Below are 20,087 nucleotides of genomic sequence, written 5' to 3' on the forward strand. Positions count from 1 at the left end.
TCTCCTCTCCTAGTCAATCAGTTTACGGCCTTTTGTAAAATTAAATACAGGGCCGTCCAGACAGACATATGTATCATCAATCTTACAATGGCCGCACTTCCCAATACCGCAGCACATCTTTCTTTCATGGGAAATCCAGATATTTTCTTCACGGAATCCGGCATTTAAAAGTCCCTGGGTTGAAAAATGCATCATAACCGGCGGTCCGACTACTATTGCAGCCGCATTGCTGACATCATCCAGCCTGAGTTTCGGAATGTATTCGGTTACAAGTCCAATATGGCATTGTTCATCGTCATCGGCGCAGTCAACAGTCAGTATGACATCCATGTTCTTTTCCCAACGTTCGAAATCCTTATGGAACAGAATATCCTTCGGTGTCTTGAATCCGGCTATCAGGGTCATCCCTTTCACGTCTCCGGGATGTTCTGAAAAATAGTCCACGACTCCCCTGACAGGCGATAGTCCCGTTCCGCCGGCAATTACAACAAGTTCCCTTCCCTTATAGAGGTTCACATCAAAACCGTTCCCGTAAGGTCCTCTCAGAAACATCCTGTCGCCGGCATAGCGTTCAAAGATTTCATTCGTAACCTTTCCGACACGGCGTATAGTCAGGTCGACCAGGCCGCCTCCGACACCGCTGACCGATATAGGTGCTTCCCCATACTTCGGAATTGAGACTTCAAAAAACTGGCCGGGCTTTACTTCGCCATCGTAGGTCATCCTGAATGTATATTCAATGTCAGTATGCTTGATCACTTCCTTTATTTCAGACAGAAACGGAACATATTCATTTTTCATCATGGTCGTTCACCTCCGCAACCGCATCCTTCAGTTTATTGATAATGTTTGAGAATGAAATATATTCCGGGCAGGCATCATCGCATCTGCCGCAGCCGACGCACATATGGTACCCGAAACGTTTTTTAAAGTCGTAGACCTTATGAAGCGTCTTAAATCTCATCCTCTGGCCATTTTTCTGCCTGTAGGAGCCGCCTCCCGCAACATCCGTGTACCCGTTGACCATACACGACGCTGTCACCCTGCGACGCTCGCCAACCTTGCCGTTATCCGTATAGAAAATGTCCTGCATTGTAAAACAGGTGCATGTAGGGCATACATAATTGCAGCGTCCGCAGTCTATGCAGCGTTTGTCGTATTCGTCCCACATCCTGGATTTTGAAACGTCCAGAGAAAGGCCCTCCGGAACTTCCACCCGAACCTCGGTCTCCGTTACATAGGAAGGACTGACTTCCTTCTTCTCCATGCTGTTTGCCAGAAAAAGCGGCTCCCAGTCTGAATAGTGGTTATCCACCGCATAGCCGTCTCCGTCCTTTTCAATACTTGCATCATAGAAATCCGCCCTGTTTGTTTCCATATCAACGCAGAAGCAGTTTTCAAATGCCTGCTTACAGCCAAGAAGGACGAACCTGACATTTTCCCTAAGCCTTTTATAATAATAGTCTTCAAAACCGTTCTTGAGATAGATTTCATCCAGACGCCTGACCGCATGAAGATCGCAGCTTCTCAACAGAATAACTGCGCCTTTTTTAGGTCCGTCCGCCTCCTTGACCTGCTCTTCCGTAAAGAAAAACAGTGTCTCTGACATGGGGAGCAGAATGTCCTTGAAGGAAAAATGGGATTTCAGATCAAATTCAATCTCCTCCACCTTATTGATTTCTTCATAACGAACAGAATCAGTATCCGAGAAGGCACCTTTTCCTTCCATGCGCTTCGGTGCATAAACATGATACTCCTCAGCCCATTTTTCAAACACGGCATTTATTCCGTTTTCGGCAAATAAAAAACCCATATGCTTACACCTCTTTCTTTCTGGAAATCAGGAAATACGGTATCGCCAGACAAACGATTCCACCGAACATATTTCCCAACGTTACCGTTAAAATATTGTAGAAATATCCTCCCATACTGACTCCCGCATCAAAAGGAGCAATCAGGGCGACTGTGAGCAGAGTCATATTTGCAATGCTGTGCTCGAATCCACTGGTGATGAATGCAAAAAGGCACCAGAAAATCATGATCAGTTTCCCGCTTTCCGACTTGCACCTGAAACCGCACCACGTGCCAAGGCAGACAAGGATATTGCATAGAACCGCCCGTAGAAACAAGGGCACAAGGTCTATTCCCATCTTTGCTGCTCCGGTGGCAGCGATAAATTCACCGGTTGCTCCTGTGGCGAATCCTGCTCCTGCAAAAGCAAATGCAAGCAGGATCGATCCGATCCAGTTGCCCACATAGCATGCCAGCAGCAGGATAAGCGCATCCTTCATGGATACCGTCCTGCCCATCACTCCGCCGGCAATCACCAGGTTGTTTCCTGTAAAAAGTTCAGCACCGGCAATCAGTACCAGGCTGAGCGCGATGCCAAAAGAACATCCCATTACAATCTTGACATAAGGTTGTCCGTTAAGCATGCCTCCTATCGTAAAAATCAACAGGATCCCGAACCCGATATAAGCGCCAGCCAGCATGGATGCCAGCAGATACCCTGTCGGGTTGTTTTTCAAAAAAGCCGTTTTGCTCTTTGCTGCCTGTGTAAGTGCAGCGAATTCTTCGTTGTACATGGCTTTGCCCCCTTTGAAATTTATGAAAAATCTGTAGTCCCCAAGTCTGTTTCAGAAGATCTCAGCTTTTGTTAATAATATAACAATATTATAACATACCACGACCGATTCGGATGTGGCAGATATCACATCACACTGATCATTTCGTAGCGTTCATGCATCCCCGTCACAGTTTCAATTATCCAAATTCATCTGGTAATAATCCAAATAGTCAATCTCATGTTATTATTATACAATATTTACTGACATACAATCAATAGCCTTTATCCGCCTCCACTGTCATAAATCATTGATTGTATAAAAACAAAAAACACCCGAACCCTCTGTTTCCAGAAGGTTCGGGTGCCTGACCATTATATTTAGTTGATGCTTCTCTTTACATAAGTTGTATGAAGGATATGGTGAGCCTTGTGGCTTCCAGGTTTTCCGAAATATGTATCGTAAAGCTCTTTAATTGCAGGATTTTCATGTGATTTTCTGATCACGTTTGCATTGTCGATATCATAAAGAACTTTTGCACGGAGGGTTCTGTAGTCGGTAAAGTTTCTTGTATCTGCAGAAACCTGAGGCATTCCGCCACCGTTGATACAGCCGCCCGGGCATCCCATGATTTCGATAAAGTGATAATCCGCTTCTCCTGAACGTACTTTTTCAAGAAGCTTCTTCGCATTGCTCATGCCTGAAGTAACAGCTACTTTTACATCCATTCCTGCTACATTGTAGACAGCTTCCTTGATTCCATCAAGACCCCTTACGTCAGAAAATTCCAATTTTGCAAGTTCTTCGCCTGTAAGCGTTTCAACCGCTGTTCTGAGGGCTGCTTCCATAACACCGCCTGATGTACCGAAGATTACAGCCGCACCTGTTGAGATGCCAAGCGGATTGTCGAACTGTTCATCTGGAAGTGAAGAGAAGTTGATGCCTGCACGTTTGATCATTCTGCCGAGTTCTCTTACTGTCAATACGATATCAACATCTGGAACCTCTGCTGCATCCTGGTCGTCACGTCCTATTTCGAACTTCTTAGCAGTACATGGCATACAGGAAACTACAAAGATATCCTTTGGATCTATGCCCATTTTTTCTGCATAATAAGTCTTGACAGTGGCACCGAACATCTGCTGTGGTGACTTACATGATGAAAGATTGTCAAGCATGTCAGGGAAGTAGAATTCTGCGAATTTGATCCATCCTGGTGAACATGAAGTAATGAGTGGAAGTTTTCCGCCATTCTGTACACGGTCAAGAAGCTCATTCGCTTCTTCCATGATTGTAAGATCGGCTGCAAGATCAGTATCAAACACCCTGTCAAAGCCTAAGCGGCGGAGTGCTGAAACCATTTTACCCTCAGTGTCAGTTCCGATAGGCATTCCGAATTCTTCACCTAAACCGGCACGAACGGAAGGAGCTGTCTGAACAACAACATGTTTTGTAGGATCTGCAATTGCTGCAAACACTTCATTTACATGATCTTTTTCTGAAAGGGCTCCGGTTGGGCAGACTGCGATACACTGTCCGCATGAGATACAGCTTGTTTCAGCAAGTCCCATATCAAACGCTGATGCAAGGTTTGTGTTAAATCCACGTTCATTAGCGCCGATTACTCCAACCACCTGTACCTTTGAACATACTGCTTCACAGCGTCTGCAAAGGATACATTTGTTGTTGTCACGGTACATATGAGCTGCTGAATAATCGATTGCATATTCATTTGCTTCTCCCGCATAGAATTCTTCATCATCCACGCCAAGTTCAGCACATAATTTCTGTAATTCACAGCTTCCGCTTCTTACGCATGAGAGACATTTTTTGTCGTGATCTGAAAGGATCAGCTGAAGTGTTTTCTTTCTGGAATCCAATACTTTTGGAGTATTTGTCCATACTTCCATTCCTTCATTTACAGGATATACGCATGAAGTCACAAGGCTTCTAGCACCTTTAACTTCTACAACACAGATACGGCAGGCACCGATTTCATTGATATCCTTTAAGAAACAGAGAGTCGGGATCTCAATATGGGCCTGTCTGGCAGCCGCCAGAATGGTTGAACCTTTTGGTGCAGCAACATCCACACCGTTTATTTTTATATTTACGGTTTCCATTATAAACCTCCTTATAGACTGTTAATTTACTATATTATTTTTTCGAAATTGCACCAAAACGGCATTTCGTCATACAAGCTCCACATTTAACACATTTTTCCTGATTGATAACGTGTTTTTCTTTCACTTTTCCATCGATAGCGCTGGCAGGACATACTTTTGCACACATTGTACAGCCTACGCACTTTTCTGGATCAACAGTGTAGGAAAGAAGATCTTTACATACGCCTGCAGGACATTTTTTGTCAACAACGTGAGCTACATACTCGTCTCTAAAGTAACGGAGAGTCGAAAGAACAGGGTTTGGAGCAGTCTGTCCAAGTCCGCAAAGAGCATTTTCTTTGATGTAGTAGCAGAGTTCTTCTAATTTATCAAGGTCTTCCAGTGTTCCCTGGCCCTTTGTTATTTTTTCAAGCATTTCGTACATTCTCTTGGTTCCGATTCTGCAAGGAACGCATTTTCCACATGATTCATCTACTGTGAACTCAAGGAAGAATTTAGCGATATCAACCATACAGTTGTCTTCATCCATAACGATCAGACCGCCAGAACCCATCATGGATCCGATTGCGATTAAGTTATCATAATCGATCGCGATATCGAAATGTTCTGCTGGGATACATCCGCCTGAAGGTCCGCCTGTCTGAGCAGCCTTAAATTTCTTTCCGTTAGGTATTCCGCCACCGATTTCTTCGATAACTTCACGAAGTGTAGTACCCATCGGGATTTCCACAAGACCGGTATTCTTGATTTTTCCACCGAGTGCGAAAACTTTTGTTCCTTTTGATTTTTCAGTTCCCATAGCAGCGAACCATGGTGCACCGTTTAAGATGATCTGAGGAATATTAGCGTATGTCTCAACGTTATTTAATATTGTAGGTTTTCCGAAAAGACCTTTCTGAGCAGGGAATGGAGGACGTGGACGTGGTTCACCCCTGTTGCCTTCGATTGAAGTCATAAGAGCAGTTTCTTCACCACATACGAATGCGCCTGCACCAAGTCTTAAGTCGATATCGAAGTCAAATCCTGATCCGAAGATGTCTTTGCCTAAAAGTCCGTATTCTCTTGCCTGTTCAATTGCAACTTTCAGACGGTCGATTGCGATCGGGTATTCAGCACGAACATAGATGTAGCCCTGAGTAGCACCGATTGCATAGCCTGCGATTGCCATAGCCTCAAGAACAACATGTGGATCACCTTCTAATACAGAACGGTCCATGAATGCGCCCGGGTCACCTTCATCCGCATTACAGCATACGTATTTCTGGTCAGCATCATTTCCCTTTGCAAGTTTCCATTTTAAACCTGTTGGGAATCCACCGCCTCCACGGCCACGGAGTCCGCTGTCTAAGATAGTCTGGATAACCTGGTCAGGAGTATATTCTGTTAAAACCTTTCCTAACGCTTCGTATCCGTGAGTACCGATATATTCATCAATATTTTCCGGATTGATTACACCGCAGTTACGGAGAGCAATCCTCTTCTGTTTTTTATAGAAATCCGTATCATTTAAGGATTTGATGCCTTCTTCTGTAACAGTCTCATCATAAACAAGACGTGCTACCGGCCTTCCTTTCAATAAATGCTCGGAAACGATTTCCGCAATATCTTCAACCTGAACCATTGAGTAGAAAGTTGCTTCCGGATAAACTATCATGATTGGTCCTAATGCACAGAGTCCAAAACAACCTGTCTGTACAACGCCGACTTCTTTGGTCAGACCATTTTTATCTATTTCTGCCTGCAGTGTGTCGATGATTTTTTTACTTCCTGAGGAAGTACATCCAGTTCCACCACAAACCAGTACGTGTGAACGATACATATTTATATCCTCCTATCTTTTATTTTGGCATTTCTGAACTAATTGTATATTTTCCCACTACCTGTCCGCGGATAAGGTGCTGTTCAAAGACCTCAAGCGCTTTTTCAGGTGTCATTTTAACATAAGTAACTTTATCTTTTCCAGGTTCCATGATCTCAACGATCGGTTCGTACTGGCATAAGCCAATGCATCCTGTCTGTTCAACTGAGATATTTGCAAGGTTTTTTGTCTGAACCATATCAGAAAATGCTGTTAATACAGGTCTTGCACCACTAGCTATTCCACATGTTGCCATTCCGACTACAACCCTTGTCTGTGTTGCGCTTTCAGAACGCACGCCAATCTGGCCCTGCATTCTCTCTCTAATTGCTTTTAACTCTTCCAGAGTCTTCATATGTTCTCCTCCTTGTTAATTTGTTAACATTCCAAAATATGAGAATCCTATAAACCGAATGAAAAACAATACCTGTTCCTGTCTATTACAACGATGAACTATATATATCTTCCTTCATCTACATAATCCTTATTTTCCTGCAGATATTCTTTTATATAGCAGGACACTTCAAACATATCAAAAGGTACATCCCCGAGTATCTCTCTGAATTCACGTGTATCTAATGTGAAACTCTTGCCATCTACTGCATAGGAATATAAAAAATCAATAGCATTATTACCAGTTATCAGCATATGCATTGTGCCTGTCATATCGCCGAGAGGCATTCTGTCCAGGTGAGACAGGACAAAAACCGCGGTAACAACCGTACCTTTACCTGGTTCTGAACAAATTGTAAAACTGCCCCCTGTACTTTCAGCAGCATATTTAAAAAATGGAATGCCAAGTCCTACCGCTCTGGTAGTCCTGGTCGTATAAAACGGATCCACCACTTTTTTTACCTGCTCTTCCGTCATTCCGCAGCCGTTATCAGATATGATAATTTCAAGCGTATCCCGTATGCTGTCAACAGCTACCGAAACACCGATCATATCAGCTTTGGCACATATGGAATTCTGGACTACATCCAATACATTCAGAGAAATTTCAGTCATCATATTCTACAGCAGGCTATTCGTACTTTTTAAGGATGCCGGCTACATCTTCAACTTTCAAACGACCATAAACATCATCGTTTACCATGAGTACTGGAGCGAGTCCGCATGCACCTACACAACGGCATGCATCAAGTGAAAACTTTCCATCTGGAGTGCATTCACCATTATCGATTTCAAGTAATTCTTTGAGTTTGTCAAGAAGATCGCCTGAACCTTTTACATAGCAGGCAGTACCGAGACATACAGAAATCCTGTTTTTTCCTTTTGGATACAACGAGAACTGTGAATAGAAAGTTACAACTCCATATATTCTTTCCAGCGGAATATCCATTTCATTAGATATTATAACCTGGACCTCCCTAGGCAAGTAACCATAAATGTTCTGCGCCTGCTGTAAAACTGGCATCAGCGCACCTTTGTCATTCTTGTTATCCTGAATGACTTTGAGTAGTTCCATCTCTTGCTCTTTAGTTCCTGCAAAAGGGACTGTTTTTTTTGTTGCACTCATTAAAAGAACCTCCTTATTTGTAGTATTTTCGCAAATATAGACAAATATAGACAAATATTATAATCGCTTATGATATCCGCCCATAATTTTTATCATTATATCATAGGTTCGACAAAAAATAAACAAAGAATCTATCGAATTTTTCAACTTAAATTGTATTTTAACCCATACAATAAGTTGAAATTCACTACTACAAATGATATACTGTCCTTATTTAGAAACTAATTTCAAGATTAATATTCAATGCTTTTTTACAACCACAAAAAAACTCTATGAATTATTCAAAAACAAATCCCGGAGGGTCATAATGACTGTAAATGAAATCAAAGAAATACTGGATGCTGAAATCATCTGCGGCAAGGACTGTGCAGATAAGGAAGTACATACAGCTTGCGGCGCCGACATGATGAGCGATGTTCTTGCCTTCGTTAAGAACCAATCCGTTCTGCTGACAGGCCTCTGCAATCCCCAGGTAATCCGAACATCCGAAATGATGGACATTATCTGCATTGTTTTTGTCCGAGGCAAAAAGCCGGATCAGGGTATGATCGCTCTGGCAGAGGAGCGGGGCATCGTTTTAATGACTACGAGCCACAGGATGTTTTCTGCCTGTGGAATGCTTTATGAAAATGGCCTCAGAGGAGGTACAAAATGTTAAACGATGAACTGCATTTGAGCTATCAAATTTTAGGAGATGATTTCACTCGGGCCGGCGAAGCTTCCAGTGATGTCAAGCACAAACTGAAAATGATGGGAATCAGCCCGGAAACAGTACGCAGGGTCGCGATTGCTATGTATGAAGGTGAAATCAACATGGTAATCCATGCCGATGGCGGAACCATAGATGTCATCATATCGCCCTCTGAAGTGAAGCTGATTCTGAAAGATAAAGGGCCGGGCATCGCTGATATCGAACTGGCAATGCAGGAAGGCTACTCAACAGCACCTGATAATATCCGTTCTCTTGGATTTGGGGCTGGAATGGGTCTTTCCAACATGAAAAAATACACCGATGAAATGGATATCGAAACTGAACTGGGTGTCGGCACTACCGTTACCATGACAATAAAGATCTAAAAAAAAACAGGAATAGGAGAAAATAATGGATAAGTTTTTTACTGCTGTCCGCTTAGATGAGGACCTATGCAAGGGCTGTATCAACTGTATAAAGAGATGTCCGACCCAGGCTATCCGCGTAAGGAACGGCAAAGCCGTTATTACCAAAAAGTTCTGCATCGACTGCGGTGAATGCATACGAATCTGCCCCCACCATGCAAAACTGGCCGTGTATGATTCTCTGGATGTCATGAACGATTACGAATATACAGTTGCACTTCCAGCCCCTTCTCTATATGGACAATTTAATAATTTAGAAGATATCAATATTGTACTTACCGCATTAAAACGTCTTGGATTTGATGATGTCTATGAAGTAAGTGGCGCTGCCGAGCTTGCATCTGAACTGTCTAGAAAATATGTCAAGGATCATCCGGAAAAATGGCCGCTGATCAGCACCGCCTGCCCTTCTGTTGTCCGTCTCATAAGAGCCCGTTTCCCCAATCTGATTGAACATCTTCTGCCCATCAAGGCCCCTGTTGACATTGCAGCTGCCATAGCGAGAAAAAGAGCCATGAAAGCCACCGGGCTTCCTTCTGAAAAGATTGGCATCATATTCATTTCACCCTGTGCCGCAAAAGTCAGCGCTGTCAAAACACCTCTGGGCTATGAGAAAAGTGATGTTGATGCAGTAGTGGCGATTAAAGATGTATATCCAAGACTTTTGAATTTTATGAAAGATATCGAAGAAAACCAGGAAATAGAGGACCTTACTATTTCAGGGAAAATAGGAATCAGCTGGGGTGGATCAGGCGGTGAGGCCGGCGGACTTCTGACTGACAGCTACCTGGCGGCTGACGGCATCGAAAACGTAATCAGGGTTTTAGAGGATTTAGAGGATCAGAAAATACCAGCGCTGGAATTCATTGAATTAAACGCCTGCAATGGTGGCTGCGTGGGCGGCGTTCTGACAGTAGAAAATCCTTTCGTAGCGAAAGTCAAACTGAAACGGCTTAGAAAATACCAGCCTGTTGCACGAAACCACATTAAAAAAGAAGAAATCCAGGATCCCTTTTGGACCGGCGGCGTTCAATACGAACCGGTTTTCAATCTTGGTTCAGACATTAAAGAGAGCATCGAAATGATGGCTAAAGTCGAGGAGTTATGCGACAAGTTTCCTGGCCTCGATTGCGGTTCATGCGGCGCCCCCACGTGCAAGGCTCTTGCCGAAGACGTCGTCAGAGGGGTTGCCAGTGAAAAAGACTGCATTCATATCCTCAGGCAGTATATCCATAAAATTTCAGATGAAATCTCAACTCTTGATTCACACCACACAGTAATGCCAGAAGAAAGGAATAAAGACTAATATGACAGTACAGGAACTTATCAACAAAGGAAAATTCAAACCAATCAATATCGGAAGCAATCTGGATCAACAGATTGCTGAACCCTTCTGCTGCGATCTGCTGAGCATCGCCATGGGAAAGGCACCTTCAGGTTCTGCATGGGTAACAGTAATGGGAAATATCAACACGCTCGCTGTGGCTGCACTCACAGATGTTGCATGCATCATTTTAGCCGAAGGGGTAATGTTTGACGATGCAACATTGGAAAAGGCGAAATCGCAGGATATAACTGTTTTTGGTACCGATGAGCACATCTTTGACGCTGCCCTTGCAATACATAACTTCCTTCATGAATAGCTTTTCCTATGACCTGCATATCCATTCCTGTCTTTCACCTTGTGCAGATGATGATATGACACCGGGCAATATTCTGGGTATGGCAGCTCTCAAAGAACTGGATATCGTGGCACTTACCGACCACAATTCCTGCAAGAACTGCCCTGCCTTTATCAAAATGGCACGGGAATTCAACATAACGGCCATTCCGGGTATGGAATTATGCACTTCAGAAGAGGTCCATGTAATCTGTCTTTTCAGAACTTTAGAAGATGCCATGGCTTTCGATCAATATGTTGATGCTCATATAATACATATCCCAAATAATGAATCAATCTTTGGAAAACAGGAAATATATGATGAGAACGACGAAATTACAGGCAAGGAACCGGATCTGCTGATCAACGCAACCGACATTTCCTTCACAGAAGTCCACGATCTGATGAACAGATTTAACGGAATCATGATTCCTGCACATATTGATAAAAATTCGAACAGTCTTATCTCGAATTTGGGGTTCATTCCTCCTGATTCGCATTTTAAATGTGCTGAATTAAAAAATATGTCTGTCTTGAAGAGGCTGCTCCATTCAAATCCATATCTTGAGACATGCAAAACCATAACAAACTCAGATGCCCACATGCTTGGAGATATCAACGAACCTGTGAACTTTCTGCACTCAGAAAGCAGAGAGATTGGAGATATCCTGGATGCCCTGAACACAAGTCCTGTACGGAACGTTTAACTTCTGTGTAGCACTTAAACCAATACAAAAAGGAGCTGTAAGTTCCGGCTAATCATCATTCTGCCAGAACTTACAGCTCCTTTTACTATAAAAACGGATACATCTAATCAATCTTATGCCATGCTGTATAAGGTTCTCCTTCATGAAGATGATAGCCATGCTCTTTCATGAACTCCGCAGCAATAATACCCTGCAGCTGTTCTTTCTGCTTTACCAGATGATCGTATTTTTCAGTATCTTCATAACACTGATCTGCTTCTCTGGTTATTTCATTCGATAAGTTTGCATAAGTTTCCGCCAGCGAGCATTTGTTTTTTAAATAATCATTAACGTAATCCATAAGTAACCCTCCGTTCATTCTGGTTGAGCTTCAAGCATCATTTACAGCAGGACCTCTCAGCAAATGCTTCAACTGCTATTGAGGCTTTCAAGCATGGAAGCTCCGTCTCCGAGTCCAACCCTGATCTCCGTGTGTTGCAAATTATATCATGGATTTCAATCACTTCCACAACCCACCAGTCCCGTGTCGTTCATCTCACACCGAGAGAACAGACAATCTCTTGCAGGAGCAGATGGTCGTGCAGTTAATAAATATATGTTTAATTATAGCTTATTTTTCATGTATTTTCAAGATAAACAAGTAATTTTTATCATTTTGTTGTTTTTATACAATATAGTCAATCAACTTTCTTTTGTGACCGATCCGCTCCAATAAATCCCAACGGTTAAATCAGGGTCTTGATTCCTTCACAAATCCTTTTTGCCACTTCCGGATTGTTCATGGTAAATATATGGATTCCGTCAACATCATGAGCCAGGAGATCCACGATCTGATTGATTGCATATGCGATTCCCGCATCAAAAAGCGCTTCCTTGTCATTTCCATATTTCTGCATCATCCTGCTGAACTTTCCCGGCAGTGATGCACCACACAGGGATACCATTTTTTCAATCTGGGCCTTATTGATAACAGGCATGATTCCCGCTTCGATCGGAACCTGTATTCCCGCTATCTTTGCCTTGTTCTGGAAATCATAAAACACTTCATTGTCGAAAAACAGCTGGGATATCAGGTATCCTGCTCCGTTATCGACCTTTTTCTTCAGATTAAGGATATCCTCGATTTCGTCCCGGGCTTCCATATGGATTTCCGGATAGCATGCTCCTCCGACGCTGAAATCACCATTCTCTTTGATGAACTTCACAAGGTCGCTGGCATATTCAAAATCGTGCTTTCTTTCGATTTCAGGATTAATATCGCCTCTCAGAGCCAGTATATTCTGAATGTCAGCTTCTTTTAGCTGGTCGAGTATCATGCAGATCTCTTCCCTGCTGTGATTGATGCAGGTCAGATGCACCAGCGGTTCTATATGATAGCGATGTTTAATCTTCTTTGCAATTTCCACCGTCAGATTATTCGTGCAGCTTCCGCCCGCTCCAAACGTCACGCTTATATAGTCCGGATGCAGTATGCTTAATGCCTCCAGCGTTTCATCAATATTTTTTATGGCCGCTTCCTTTTTAGGTGGAAATATCTCAAACGAAAGTACTGGTTTTTTCTTTTCAAAAATCGTCTCTATTTTCATGCTGCTCTTCTGCCTTCCCATTCTACTTGTATTTCCCTGTATTATATCCTTTTTTACACATTGTTGTAAATAGGAAAGCAGAAGGTTGCTTCCCTATTCCTTTTAATGAAGAGGACTGTCAATTTTTTTCAACCTGGTCCAAAAGAGGGATGCCGCACAATGCGGCATCCCTCTTTTATTTGGCTGAAAAATGGATTTATTATTATTTGAACTATCCGGTACTACTTAATAAAGCTTACATGCTTGCAGATTTCCTCTATCGCTGCATCTTTTTTCTCATTGAATTTGATCTTATTCTCTTCGAAAAGGTTTCCACCATGAGTGTCGATAGATACAATAAGGGGACCGAATTCCTTCACACGGCAGTTCCAGAGTGTTTCCGGCATACCGAGATCACGCCAGTCTGCACTCTCGATTTCTTCTACCGTAACGGCTGCTACTACTGCACAACCGGCAGGGAATACACAGTGTATTGCCTTATATTCTTTACAACCCTCCATTGTTCCGGCACCCATACCGCCTTTTCCGACAATCAGCCTGACTCCAGTTTCTTTGATAAATTCCTTTTCAAACTGTTCCATGCGCATGCTTGTCGTAGGGCCCACTGAAACCATCTCAAATTTATCTTCTTCACCTGCAATCGGCCTTACGATAGGGCCTGCATGAAAGATTGCTCCTCCATCGATATTTACCGGGAGTTCGCGTCCGCCTTCGATCAGGCGGCGGTGTGCCACGTCACGGCAGGTTACGATATGCCCGTTCAGATAGATAATATCGCCGATTTTGATATCCTCTAAATCTTCCGCTTTTATAGGTGTTGTTAATATTTTTTTTGCCATTATAAAGTTACCTCCTTATGAGAAGTGATTGTATATTTCATATCCTTATCAAAAATGATGTGTCCTTTTCTGTGTGACCAGCAGCCTACATTAACTGCCACACCGATTGTAGAAGGATGTCTTGCAGTATTTTCAATATGGACTCCCATTACGGAGAATTCTCCTGACATTCCCTGTGGTCCTAAGCCGATGCTGTTGATGCCATCCTTCAGTAATTTTTCCATTGCTGCTGCTCTTTCATTCGGATTGTGCTGTCCGAGGGGGCGCATCAGCGCTTTTTTGGATAACAATGCTGCTGTTTCCACTGAAGTTGCCACTCCAACGCCCACCAGCAATGGTGGACATGCATTCAGCCCGTAAGTGGTCATAATATCCAGAACGAACTTTGTCACACCTTCATATCCTGCCCCCGGCATCAGCACCATTGCTTTTCCAGGGAGTGTGCAGCCGCCGCCTGCCATATAAGTATCAATTTCGCATGTATCGCAGTCAGGTACGATTTCCCAGAAAACTGTCGGCGTTCCTTTTCCTACGTTCTTGCCAGTATTATATTCGTCGAAAGTTTCGACACTGTTGTGGCGGAGGGGAGCCTTGATCGTTGCTTCAATAACCGCTTCCTTCAGCAGTGCTTCCAGTTCACCGATAAGTGGGAAGTTCACGCCGCATTTCACAAAAAACTGTAATACGCCTGTGTCCTGGCAGCATGGACGGGAAAGTTCTTTAGCCAGCTTCTGATTTTCGAACATGGTATCATAAATGGTTATCGCCAAATCACTTTTTTCATTATTTCTTAATTCCTCTAATTTCGCATATACGTCATCAGGTAATACTTTTCCTGTATATGCAACGAATTTCGCCATGACATCCGTCATCCTTGCTACTGATTGCTCTTTGTTCATTTGAATTCTCCTTTTTATAATCAATTATCTATTTTGTTGTTCTGCTCCGTTACGGGTAGAATGGGAAAAACATTGGTAACAGAATCAGGCTTACTATTGTTGATACTATGATAAGTGGCAGCCCTGCCTTCACATAATCATTGAAACGATAGCCTCCAGCTGACATAACCATTGTATTTGCCGGCATACCGATTGGTGTTGCGTATGCACAGGATCCGCCGATTACAGTTGCCATGACAACAGCCCTTGGATCCGCTCCCATGCCTGCAGCAATTGATATACTGATTGGAACAAGCAATGCAGTCGTTGCCGTGTTAGACATAAAATTCGTCATAACGCATGCCAGCAGGAATACCGCTACCAGTAAGACAAATGGTGATGCATCCTGTCCTAGTGCACCGATTACCGTATCTGCAATCTTTGCTCCAGCTCCGGTTGTATCAAGCGCTTTCGCTAGCGACAACGTTCCACCAAACAGGAAGATCGTCTGCATATCTATCGCCTTGTACGCCTGTTTCTCCGAGATGACTCTTGTAACGATTAGAACCAGGGCCCCAATACATCCTGAAATTGCCAGATTGATTCCGATAGCTTCTTCGAATATCATTGCCAAAATCGTGAGTACCAATACAATCAGGGAAACTGTCTGTTTCCACTTCGGCACATTGCTGTAATCAATCTCCTCATCGAAAGTACTTTCATCTGCCTGTACCTTACCAGGCAAAAATTTATAGCCGATGACTGCAAAATAGATGATGCCGCAGATCAACATTGGAAGTCCGACTTTCGCATATTCGAAGAATCCAAAGCTCAGCCCCATTTCCTGGATTGCACTCTGTCCGATCAGATTTCCCGGAGCACCGATCAACGAAAGGTTCCCTCCGAGTGCTGCTGCAAATACCAGAGGCATCAAAAGTCTCGATCTTGAAAATCCTGACTTGGCTGCAATTCCTATTACTACCGGTATCAGTACTGCTGCTGTTCCTGTGTTTGACAAGACACCTGACATCAGACCGGTAACTACCATAATCGTTATGATCAGCTGCCTTTCCGTCTTTGCAAACTTTGTAACAATACCGCCGATTTTATTTGCCATTCCTGTCTCGAACAGGGCACCGCCTACGATAAACATCGCTACAAATAAAATTACATTTGAATTGATAAATCCTGCAAAAGCATCACCTACTTCCAATACTTTTGTTACCACCAGCGCAATACATACAATCATAGATGTTACTGCTAAAGGGAGTTTCTCTGTTACAAACATTACAATTGCGAATGCAAGTAACACTAACGTGATTACAATGGGATCCATACCTGCTTTTCCTCCTTGTTCTTGATATTACTTATTTTTTTATAAGTGATATTGTATCCAATTCACTCTTTGATAATAACTCTTTTTTCTCCCCGTGTCAATCATTTCGTTTACTTTCATCACTTTTTACTATTTTCGGGCTTGATTTTTGTGTATTTATGACAATAAAAGACCATTTCTTTCCTATGACGATTAGCATGTCCCCCCTTAGTAACGTTCGGCTTCATCAATTTGCATATCGCCACTTATCACACATTGATGCAAAACATGGCTTTATGAGCAGCTTTATGAAGACGTTGATGCTCCACTGCTATGACATAAGAAAACTGCACCGGTTGCTTCCATCCGGTGCAGTTAATCCATATATTTAATTATTCAAACAAAGCAGTCGATAAATATCTCTCTCCCGAATCCGGCAGCAAGACCACAATATTCTTTCCTTTGTTTTCAGGACGTTTTGCCAGTTCTGTTGCTGCTGCAAGAGCTGCGCCGGATGAAATGCCGACAAGCACTCCGTCTGTCTTTGCAATGCGTCTGGCCGCCTCGAATGCCGCATCATTTTCAACCGTTATGACCTCATCAACAATATCGAGATTCATTACTCCGGGAACAAATCCGGCACCGATTCCCTGAATCTTATGTGGACCCGGTTTTCCTCCTGACAATACAGGGGATGCCGCAGGTTCTACTGCTACAATTTTGATATTTGGATTTTTTGCCTTCAACGCTTCTCCATTACCAGTGATTGTTCCGCCAGTACCTACTCCGGCAACAAAAATATCGATCCTGCCTTCCGTATCTCTCCAGATTTCTTCTGCTGTAGTCGCTTTATGAACAGCGGGATTTGCCTCGTTTTCAAACTGCTGCGGAATGATTGCATTTCCATATTCCGCAACCAGTTCTTCGGCTTTTGCAATCGCACCCTTCATGCCCTCTGCGCCAGGTGTCAGGATAACTTCAGCACCCAGAGCCTGTACGATTTTTCTGCGTTCGATACTCATGGTATCCGGCATTGTCAGGATCAGACGCAGTCCTTTTGTTGCTGCCACAAAAGCAAGTCCGATTCCTGTATTTCCGCTTGTAGGCTCGATAATTACAGTGTCCTTGTTGATTTTTCCGAGCTGAATTCCTCTTTCAATCATCGCATTAGCAACGCGATCCTTTACGCTTCCCAGGGGATTAAAATATTCAAGTTTTGCAATGATCTTTGCTTCCAGCTTGTTCTCTTCTTCGTAGTTTGATAATTCCAATAAAGGGGTGTTGCCGATTAATTCAGTCAGTTGCTTTGCTATATTTGCCATAATGGTTTTCCTTCTTTCTTATATTTGCCAGGTCTCTATCTGACCGTGTTAAAAGCTTCGTCTAAATCCTGAATGATATCTTCGATATTTTCTGTGCCGATTGATAAACGGATGGTATTTCTTTTAATCCCCTGGTCTTCCAGTTCTGCGCCTGTAAGCTGGGAGTGTGTCGTGGATGCCGGATGGATGACCAGCGATTTCACATCAGCCACGTTTGCAAGGAGCGAGAATAATTCTAAACTGTCGATGAAATCTTTTGCCTTCTGTTCATCTCCCTTGATCTCAAATGTAAAGATTGATCCTCCGCCATTCGGAAAGTATTTCTTATATTGCTCCTGCTGGCCCGCATCAGCTGAAACAGCCGGATGATGTACTTCTTCTACCTGAGGATGACTACTTAAGTATGCAACAACCTTCAATGCATTTTCCACATGACGTTCAACTCTGAGAGAAAGCGTCTCCAGTCCCTGAAGGAAAAGGAATGCATGGAAAGGTGACAATGTTGCGCCTGTATCTCTCAGCAGGATGGCTCTGATTTTCGTGACAAAGGCTGCCGGTCCGACTGCTTTCGTAAAACTTACCCCGTGATAACTTGGGTTTGGTTCTGTAAGTGCAGGGAACTTGCCTGAAGCTTCCCAGTCGAATCTGCCGCTGTCGACAATTACGCCTCCGACTGATGTCCCATGACCGCCAATAAATTTCGTAGCTGAATGTACAACGATATCTGCGCCATATTCAATCGGTCTGATCAGATACGGAGTTCCGAAGGTATTGTCAATTACCAGTGGAATCTTGTGTGCATGGGCAATATTTGCGATTGCCTCTATATCGATTACTTCTGATCTTGGATTTCCCAATGTTTCAATAAAAACTGCTTTTGTATTCTCCTGTATTGCATGTTCAAATGCGCCTTCCTTAAAAGGATCGACGAATGTGGTTGTGATTCCATAATCGGGAAGGGTATGAGCCAGAAGGTTATAGGTTCCGCCGTAGATGTTTTTTGCCGCCACGATATGATCTCCATTGTGTGCCAGGTTCTCAATGGTATAAGCAATTGCTGCCGCTCCCGAAGCAACTGCAAGTGCCGCAACGCCGCCTTCCAGGGCCGCTATTCTTTTTTCAAAGACATCCTGCGTGGGGTTCGTAAGACGCCCATATATATTTCCAGAATCTGACAGGTTGAAGCGTGCTGCTGCATGATCGCAATCACGGAAAACATAGGAAGCTGACTGGTAGATCGGCACCGCCCTTGCATCCGTTGCAGAATCAGGGCTTTCCTGTCCTACATGTAACTGAAGTGTTTCAAATTTGAATTTCCTGTTTGCTCTTGTGATTTTTCCACTCATAATATTCTCCTAATCCGTCTCTGTCAGACTTAACTAATTTTCAGCAACTGTGTTCACCATACAATACAGACAAAGTTCTCATGTATACTTAACATAATCTTCCTGATACTTTTATGCCGAACTGGTAATTTTTAATCTATTTCCAACAGCAACAGCACATTCGATTTCCTTCCGAAAGGTAATGATTCTCTTTTTTAACTGGACACATTGTAGCCTCTCCCTTCAAATTCGTTTTGTACTTTTGAATTTCATACTTGGTTGATGTATTTGTATCTGAGATTTCATGGATAAAAGTTTTTGTTCCCTGCTCCGTTTTAATCTTCTTATGCTTGTATTATAATTGGTATTTCCTACTTTGTCAATAGGCAATGTATATTATCTCGCAAGACAGCCTGTATCTCCCGTGTGGAGCGCTTTTGATATATAGGAAATTCGAGGAATTTCCTATATATTAAAAAAAGGCTGAGTTTCCACGCTCAGCCTTCCCCCGTTAAAACGGATATTCATAATTTATTTACACAATCTGCCCATAACCTCATTGCCGCTTCCCCCTGAGGTTAAATTACATATTGATCTGTTTTTGCAAGTTCCCATTCAACCAGGTCGGCTAAAGTGTACTTGTCGACAACGCCTTTTATGGCATCGTCTAATTTTTTCCATAAAATCAATGTCGTGCAGTCATCCTGCCTCGAGCATAGGTTCACCTCGTCATCAAGACAGGAAACCGGAGCAAGGCTGCCTTCTGTAAGTCTCAGAATCATACCCACAGTATATTCTTCCGGTTTTTTTGCCAGACTGTATCCGCCCTGTGGGCCCCTTAAACTTTTTACATACCCTGCCTTATGCAAAATTGATATAATCTGTTCCAGATATTTTTCTGATATTTCCTGTCTTTTTGCGATATCCTTAATTCTGATTTTTTCTCCTATATCATTGATTGCCAAATCAAGCATGAGCCTAAGTGCATATCTTCCTTTTGTTGAAATTTTCATAAAATCGTCTCCTTATATTCCATTGTATTCCGGTATGAATATTATACATTTATAAGTATACACTTCACTGTCATAATGAGTCAACATTCTGGTGCTATTTTATTTTCCGATGGGATACCGCAACATTGTTACCATTCAACCTGTGAGCAGAACAGAAATGGTACCAGGTACCTCATTTCGCAAATTCATAGAACAGGCTTTCTTCAAAACAAAAAATCAGCCCTGTGCAATCTCTGCACAGGACTGGTTTTTTGTTTCT

At 42.9% G+C, this 20,087-nt stretch carries 21 protein-coding genes; 5 read left to right on the top strand and 16 right to left on the bottom strand.

Features of this window, described 5'->3' with window-relative positions; genetic code table 11:
- Positions 1-9: 9 nt before the first annotated feature.
- The 8 genes from asrB to BJR36_RS02265 form a co-directional block, all read right to left on the bottom strand.
- Entirely contained in the window at positions 10-804 is a 795-nt protein-coding gene (asrB, locus tag BJR36_RS02230) for an anaerobic sulfite reductase subunit AsrB (RefSeq protein WP_091229444.1), read from the bottom strand.
- Positions 791-1,813, bottom strand: a complete 1,023-nt coding sequence (asrA, locus tag BJR36_RS02235; RefSeq protein ID WP_091229446.1) for an anaerobic sulfite reductase subunit AsrA — start codon at positions 1,811-1,813, stop codon at positions 791-793. Before asrA ends, asrB begins: the two co-directional genes overlap by 14 nt.
- A 4-nt stretch (positions 1,814-1,817) precedes the next feature.
- Complete coding sequence (locus BJR36_RS02240) at positions 1,818-2,585, bottom strand: formate/nitrite transporter family protein (protein WP_091229449.1); 768 nt, start codon at positions 2,583-2,585, stop codon at positions 1,818-1,820.
- 359 nt (positions 2,586-2,944) lie between these two features.
- The gene (locus BJR36_RS02245; RefSeq protein WP_091229450.1) at positions 2,945-4,687 is read right to left on the bottom strand and encodes an NADH-dependent [FeFe] hydrogenase, group A6; all 1,743 of its coding nucleotides are present in this window, start codon (positions 4,685-4,687) and stop codon (positions 2,945-2,947) included.
- A gap of 34 nt (positions 4,688-4,721) precedes the next feature.
- Complete coding sequence (locus BJR36_RS02250) at positions 4,722-6,509, bottom strand: NADH-quinone oxidoreductase subunit NuoF (protein ID WP_091229451.1); 1,788 nt, start codon at positions 6,507-6,509, stop codon at positions 4,722-4,724.
- 19 nt (positions 6,510-6,528) lie between these two features.
- Complete coding sequence (locus BJR36_RS02255) at positions 6,529-6,903, bottom strand: (2Fe-2S) ferredoxin domain-containing protein (protein ID WP_091229454.1); 375 nt, start codon at positions 6,901-6,903, stop codon at positions 6,529-6,531.
- Positions 6,904-7,001: 98 nt separating this feature from the next.
- Positions 7,002-7,559 (bottom strand): ATP-binding protein, encoded by a 558-nt coding sequence (locus BJR36_RS02260; protein ID WP_091229457.1) that lies wholly within the window; start codon positions 7,557-7,559, stop codon positions 7,002-7,004.
- Positions 7,560-7,572: 13 nt separating this feature from the next.
- Entirely contained in the window at positions 7,573-8,067 is a 495-nt protein-coding gene (locus BJR36_RS02265) for an NADH-quinone oxidoreductase subunit NuoE family protein (protein WP_091229459.1), read from the bottom strand.
- A 307-nt stretch (positions 8,068-8,374) separates the two neighbouring features.
- Between BJR36_RS02265 and BJR36_RS02270 the strand changes: the two genes are divergently transcribed.
- From BJR36_RS02270 to BJR36_RS02290, 5 genes are read left to right on the top strand one after another with little or no spacing between them, the layout of a single operon-like run.
- A complete protein-coding gene (locus BJR36_RS02270) occupies positions 8,375-8,725 on the top strand; it encodes a DRTGG domain-containing protein (protein WP_091229462.1) in 351 nt (116 codons plus the stop codon).
- Positions 8,719-9,144, top strand: coding sequence for an ATP-binding protein (locus tag BJR36_RS02275; RefSeq protein ID WP_091229465.1), 426 nt, complete (start codon positions 8,719-8,721; stop codon positions 9,142-9,144). Before BJR36_RS02270 ends, BJR36_RS02275 begins: the two co-directional genes overlap by 7 nt.
- A gap of 25 nt (positions 9,145-9,169) precedes the next feature.
- Positions 9,170-10,489: a [Fe-Fe] hydrogenase large subunit C-terminal domain-containing protein gene (locus BJR36_RS02280; protein WP_091229468.1), complete on the top strand. Its 1,320-nt coding sequence runs from the start codon at positions 9,170-9,172 to the stop codon at positions 10,487-10,489.
- 1 nt (position 10,490) lies between these two features.
- The gene (locus BJR36_RS02285) at positions 10,491-10,826 is read left to right on the top strand and encodes a hypothetical protein (RefSeq protein ID WP_091229470.1); all 336 of its coding nucleotides are present in this window, start codon (positions 10,491-10,493) and stop codon (positions 10,824-10,826) included.
- On the top strand, positions 10,819-11,550 hold the full coding sequence (locus BJR36_RS02290; RefSeq protein WP_091229473.1) for a PHP domain-containing protein: 732 nt from the start codon (positions 10,819-10,821) through the stop codon (positions 11,548-11,550). Before BJR36_RS02285 ends, BJR36_RS02290 begins: the two co-directional genes overlap by 8 nt.
- 103 nt (positions 11,551-11,653) lie before the next feature.
- On the opposite strand, the gene BJR36_RS02295 is transcribed toward BJR36_RS02290, so the two are convergent.
- The 8 genes from BJR36_RS02295 to BJR36_RS02330 form a co-directional block, all read right to left on the bottom strand.
- Positions 11,654-11,890, bottom strand: coding sequence for a hypothetical protein (locus BJR36_RS02295; protein WP_091229476.1), 237 nt, complete (start codon positions 11,888-11,890; stop codon positions 11,654-11,656).
- A gap of 385 nt (positions 11,891-12,275) precedes the next feature.
- Complete coding sequence (metF, locus tag BJR36_RS02300; protein ID WP_091229923.1) at positions 12,276-13,136, bottom strand: methylenetetrahydrofolate reductase [NAD(P)H]; 861 nt, start codon at positions 13,134-13,136, stop codon at positions 12,276-12,278.
- A gap of 221 nt (positions 13,137-13,357) precedes the next feature.
- Positions 13,358-13,975, bottom strand: a complete 618-nt coding sequence (gene ttdB, locus BJR36_RS02305) for a L(+)-tartrate dehydratase subunit beta (protein ID WP_091229480.1) — start codon at positions 13,973-13,975, stop codon at positions 13,358-13,360.
- Positions 13,975-14,874, bottom strand: coding sequence for a L(+)-tartrate dehydratase subunit alpha (gene ttdA / locus BJR36_RS02310; protein WP_091229507.1), 900 nt, complete (start codon positions 14,872-14,874; stop codon positions 13,975-13,977). The genes ttdB and ttdA overlap by 1 nt, the downstream gene beginning before the upstream one ends.
- Positions 14,875-14,923: 49 nt before the next feature.
- A complete protein-coding gene (locus BJR36_RS02315; RefSeq protein ID WP_091229509.1) occupies positions 14,924-16,189 on the bottom strand; it encodes an SLC13 family permease in 1,266 nt (421 codons plus the stop codon).
- A gap of 371 nt (positions 16,190-16,560) precedes the next feature.
- The gene (gene cysK / locus BJR36_RS02320) at positions 16,561-17,490 is read right to left on the bottom strand and encodes a cysteine synthase A (RefSeq protein WP_091229512.1); all 930 of its coding nucleotides are present in this window, start codon (positions 17,488-17,490) and stop codon (positions 16,561-16,563) included.
- Positions 17,491-17,525: 35 nt separating this feature from the next.
- Positions 17,526-18,836 carry an O-acetylhomoserine aminocarboxypropyltransferase/cysteine synthase family protein gene (locus BJR36_RS02325; RefSeq protein ID WP_091229514.1) on the bottom strand — a complete coding sequence of 437 codons (1,311 nt, stop codon included), beginning with the start codon at positions 18,834-18,836 and terminating at the stop codon, positions 17,526-17,528.
- Positions 18,837-19,393: 557 nt separating this feature from the next.
- On the bottom strand, positions 19,394-19,828 hold the full coding sequence (locus BJR36_RS02330) for an RrF2 family transcriptional regulator (protein WP_091229515.1): 435 nt from the start codon (positions 19,826-19,828) through the stop codon (positions 19,394-19,396).
- Positions 19,829-20,087: the final 259 nt, after the last annotated feature.

The sequence above is a fragment of the Anaerobium acetethylicum genome, assembly GCF_900096945.1.
Classification (GTDB): Bacteria; Bacillota; Clostridia; order Lachnospirales; family Lachnospiraceae; genus Anaerobium; species Anaerobium acetethylicum.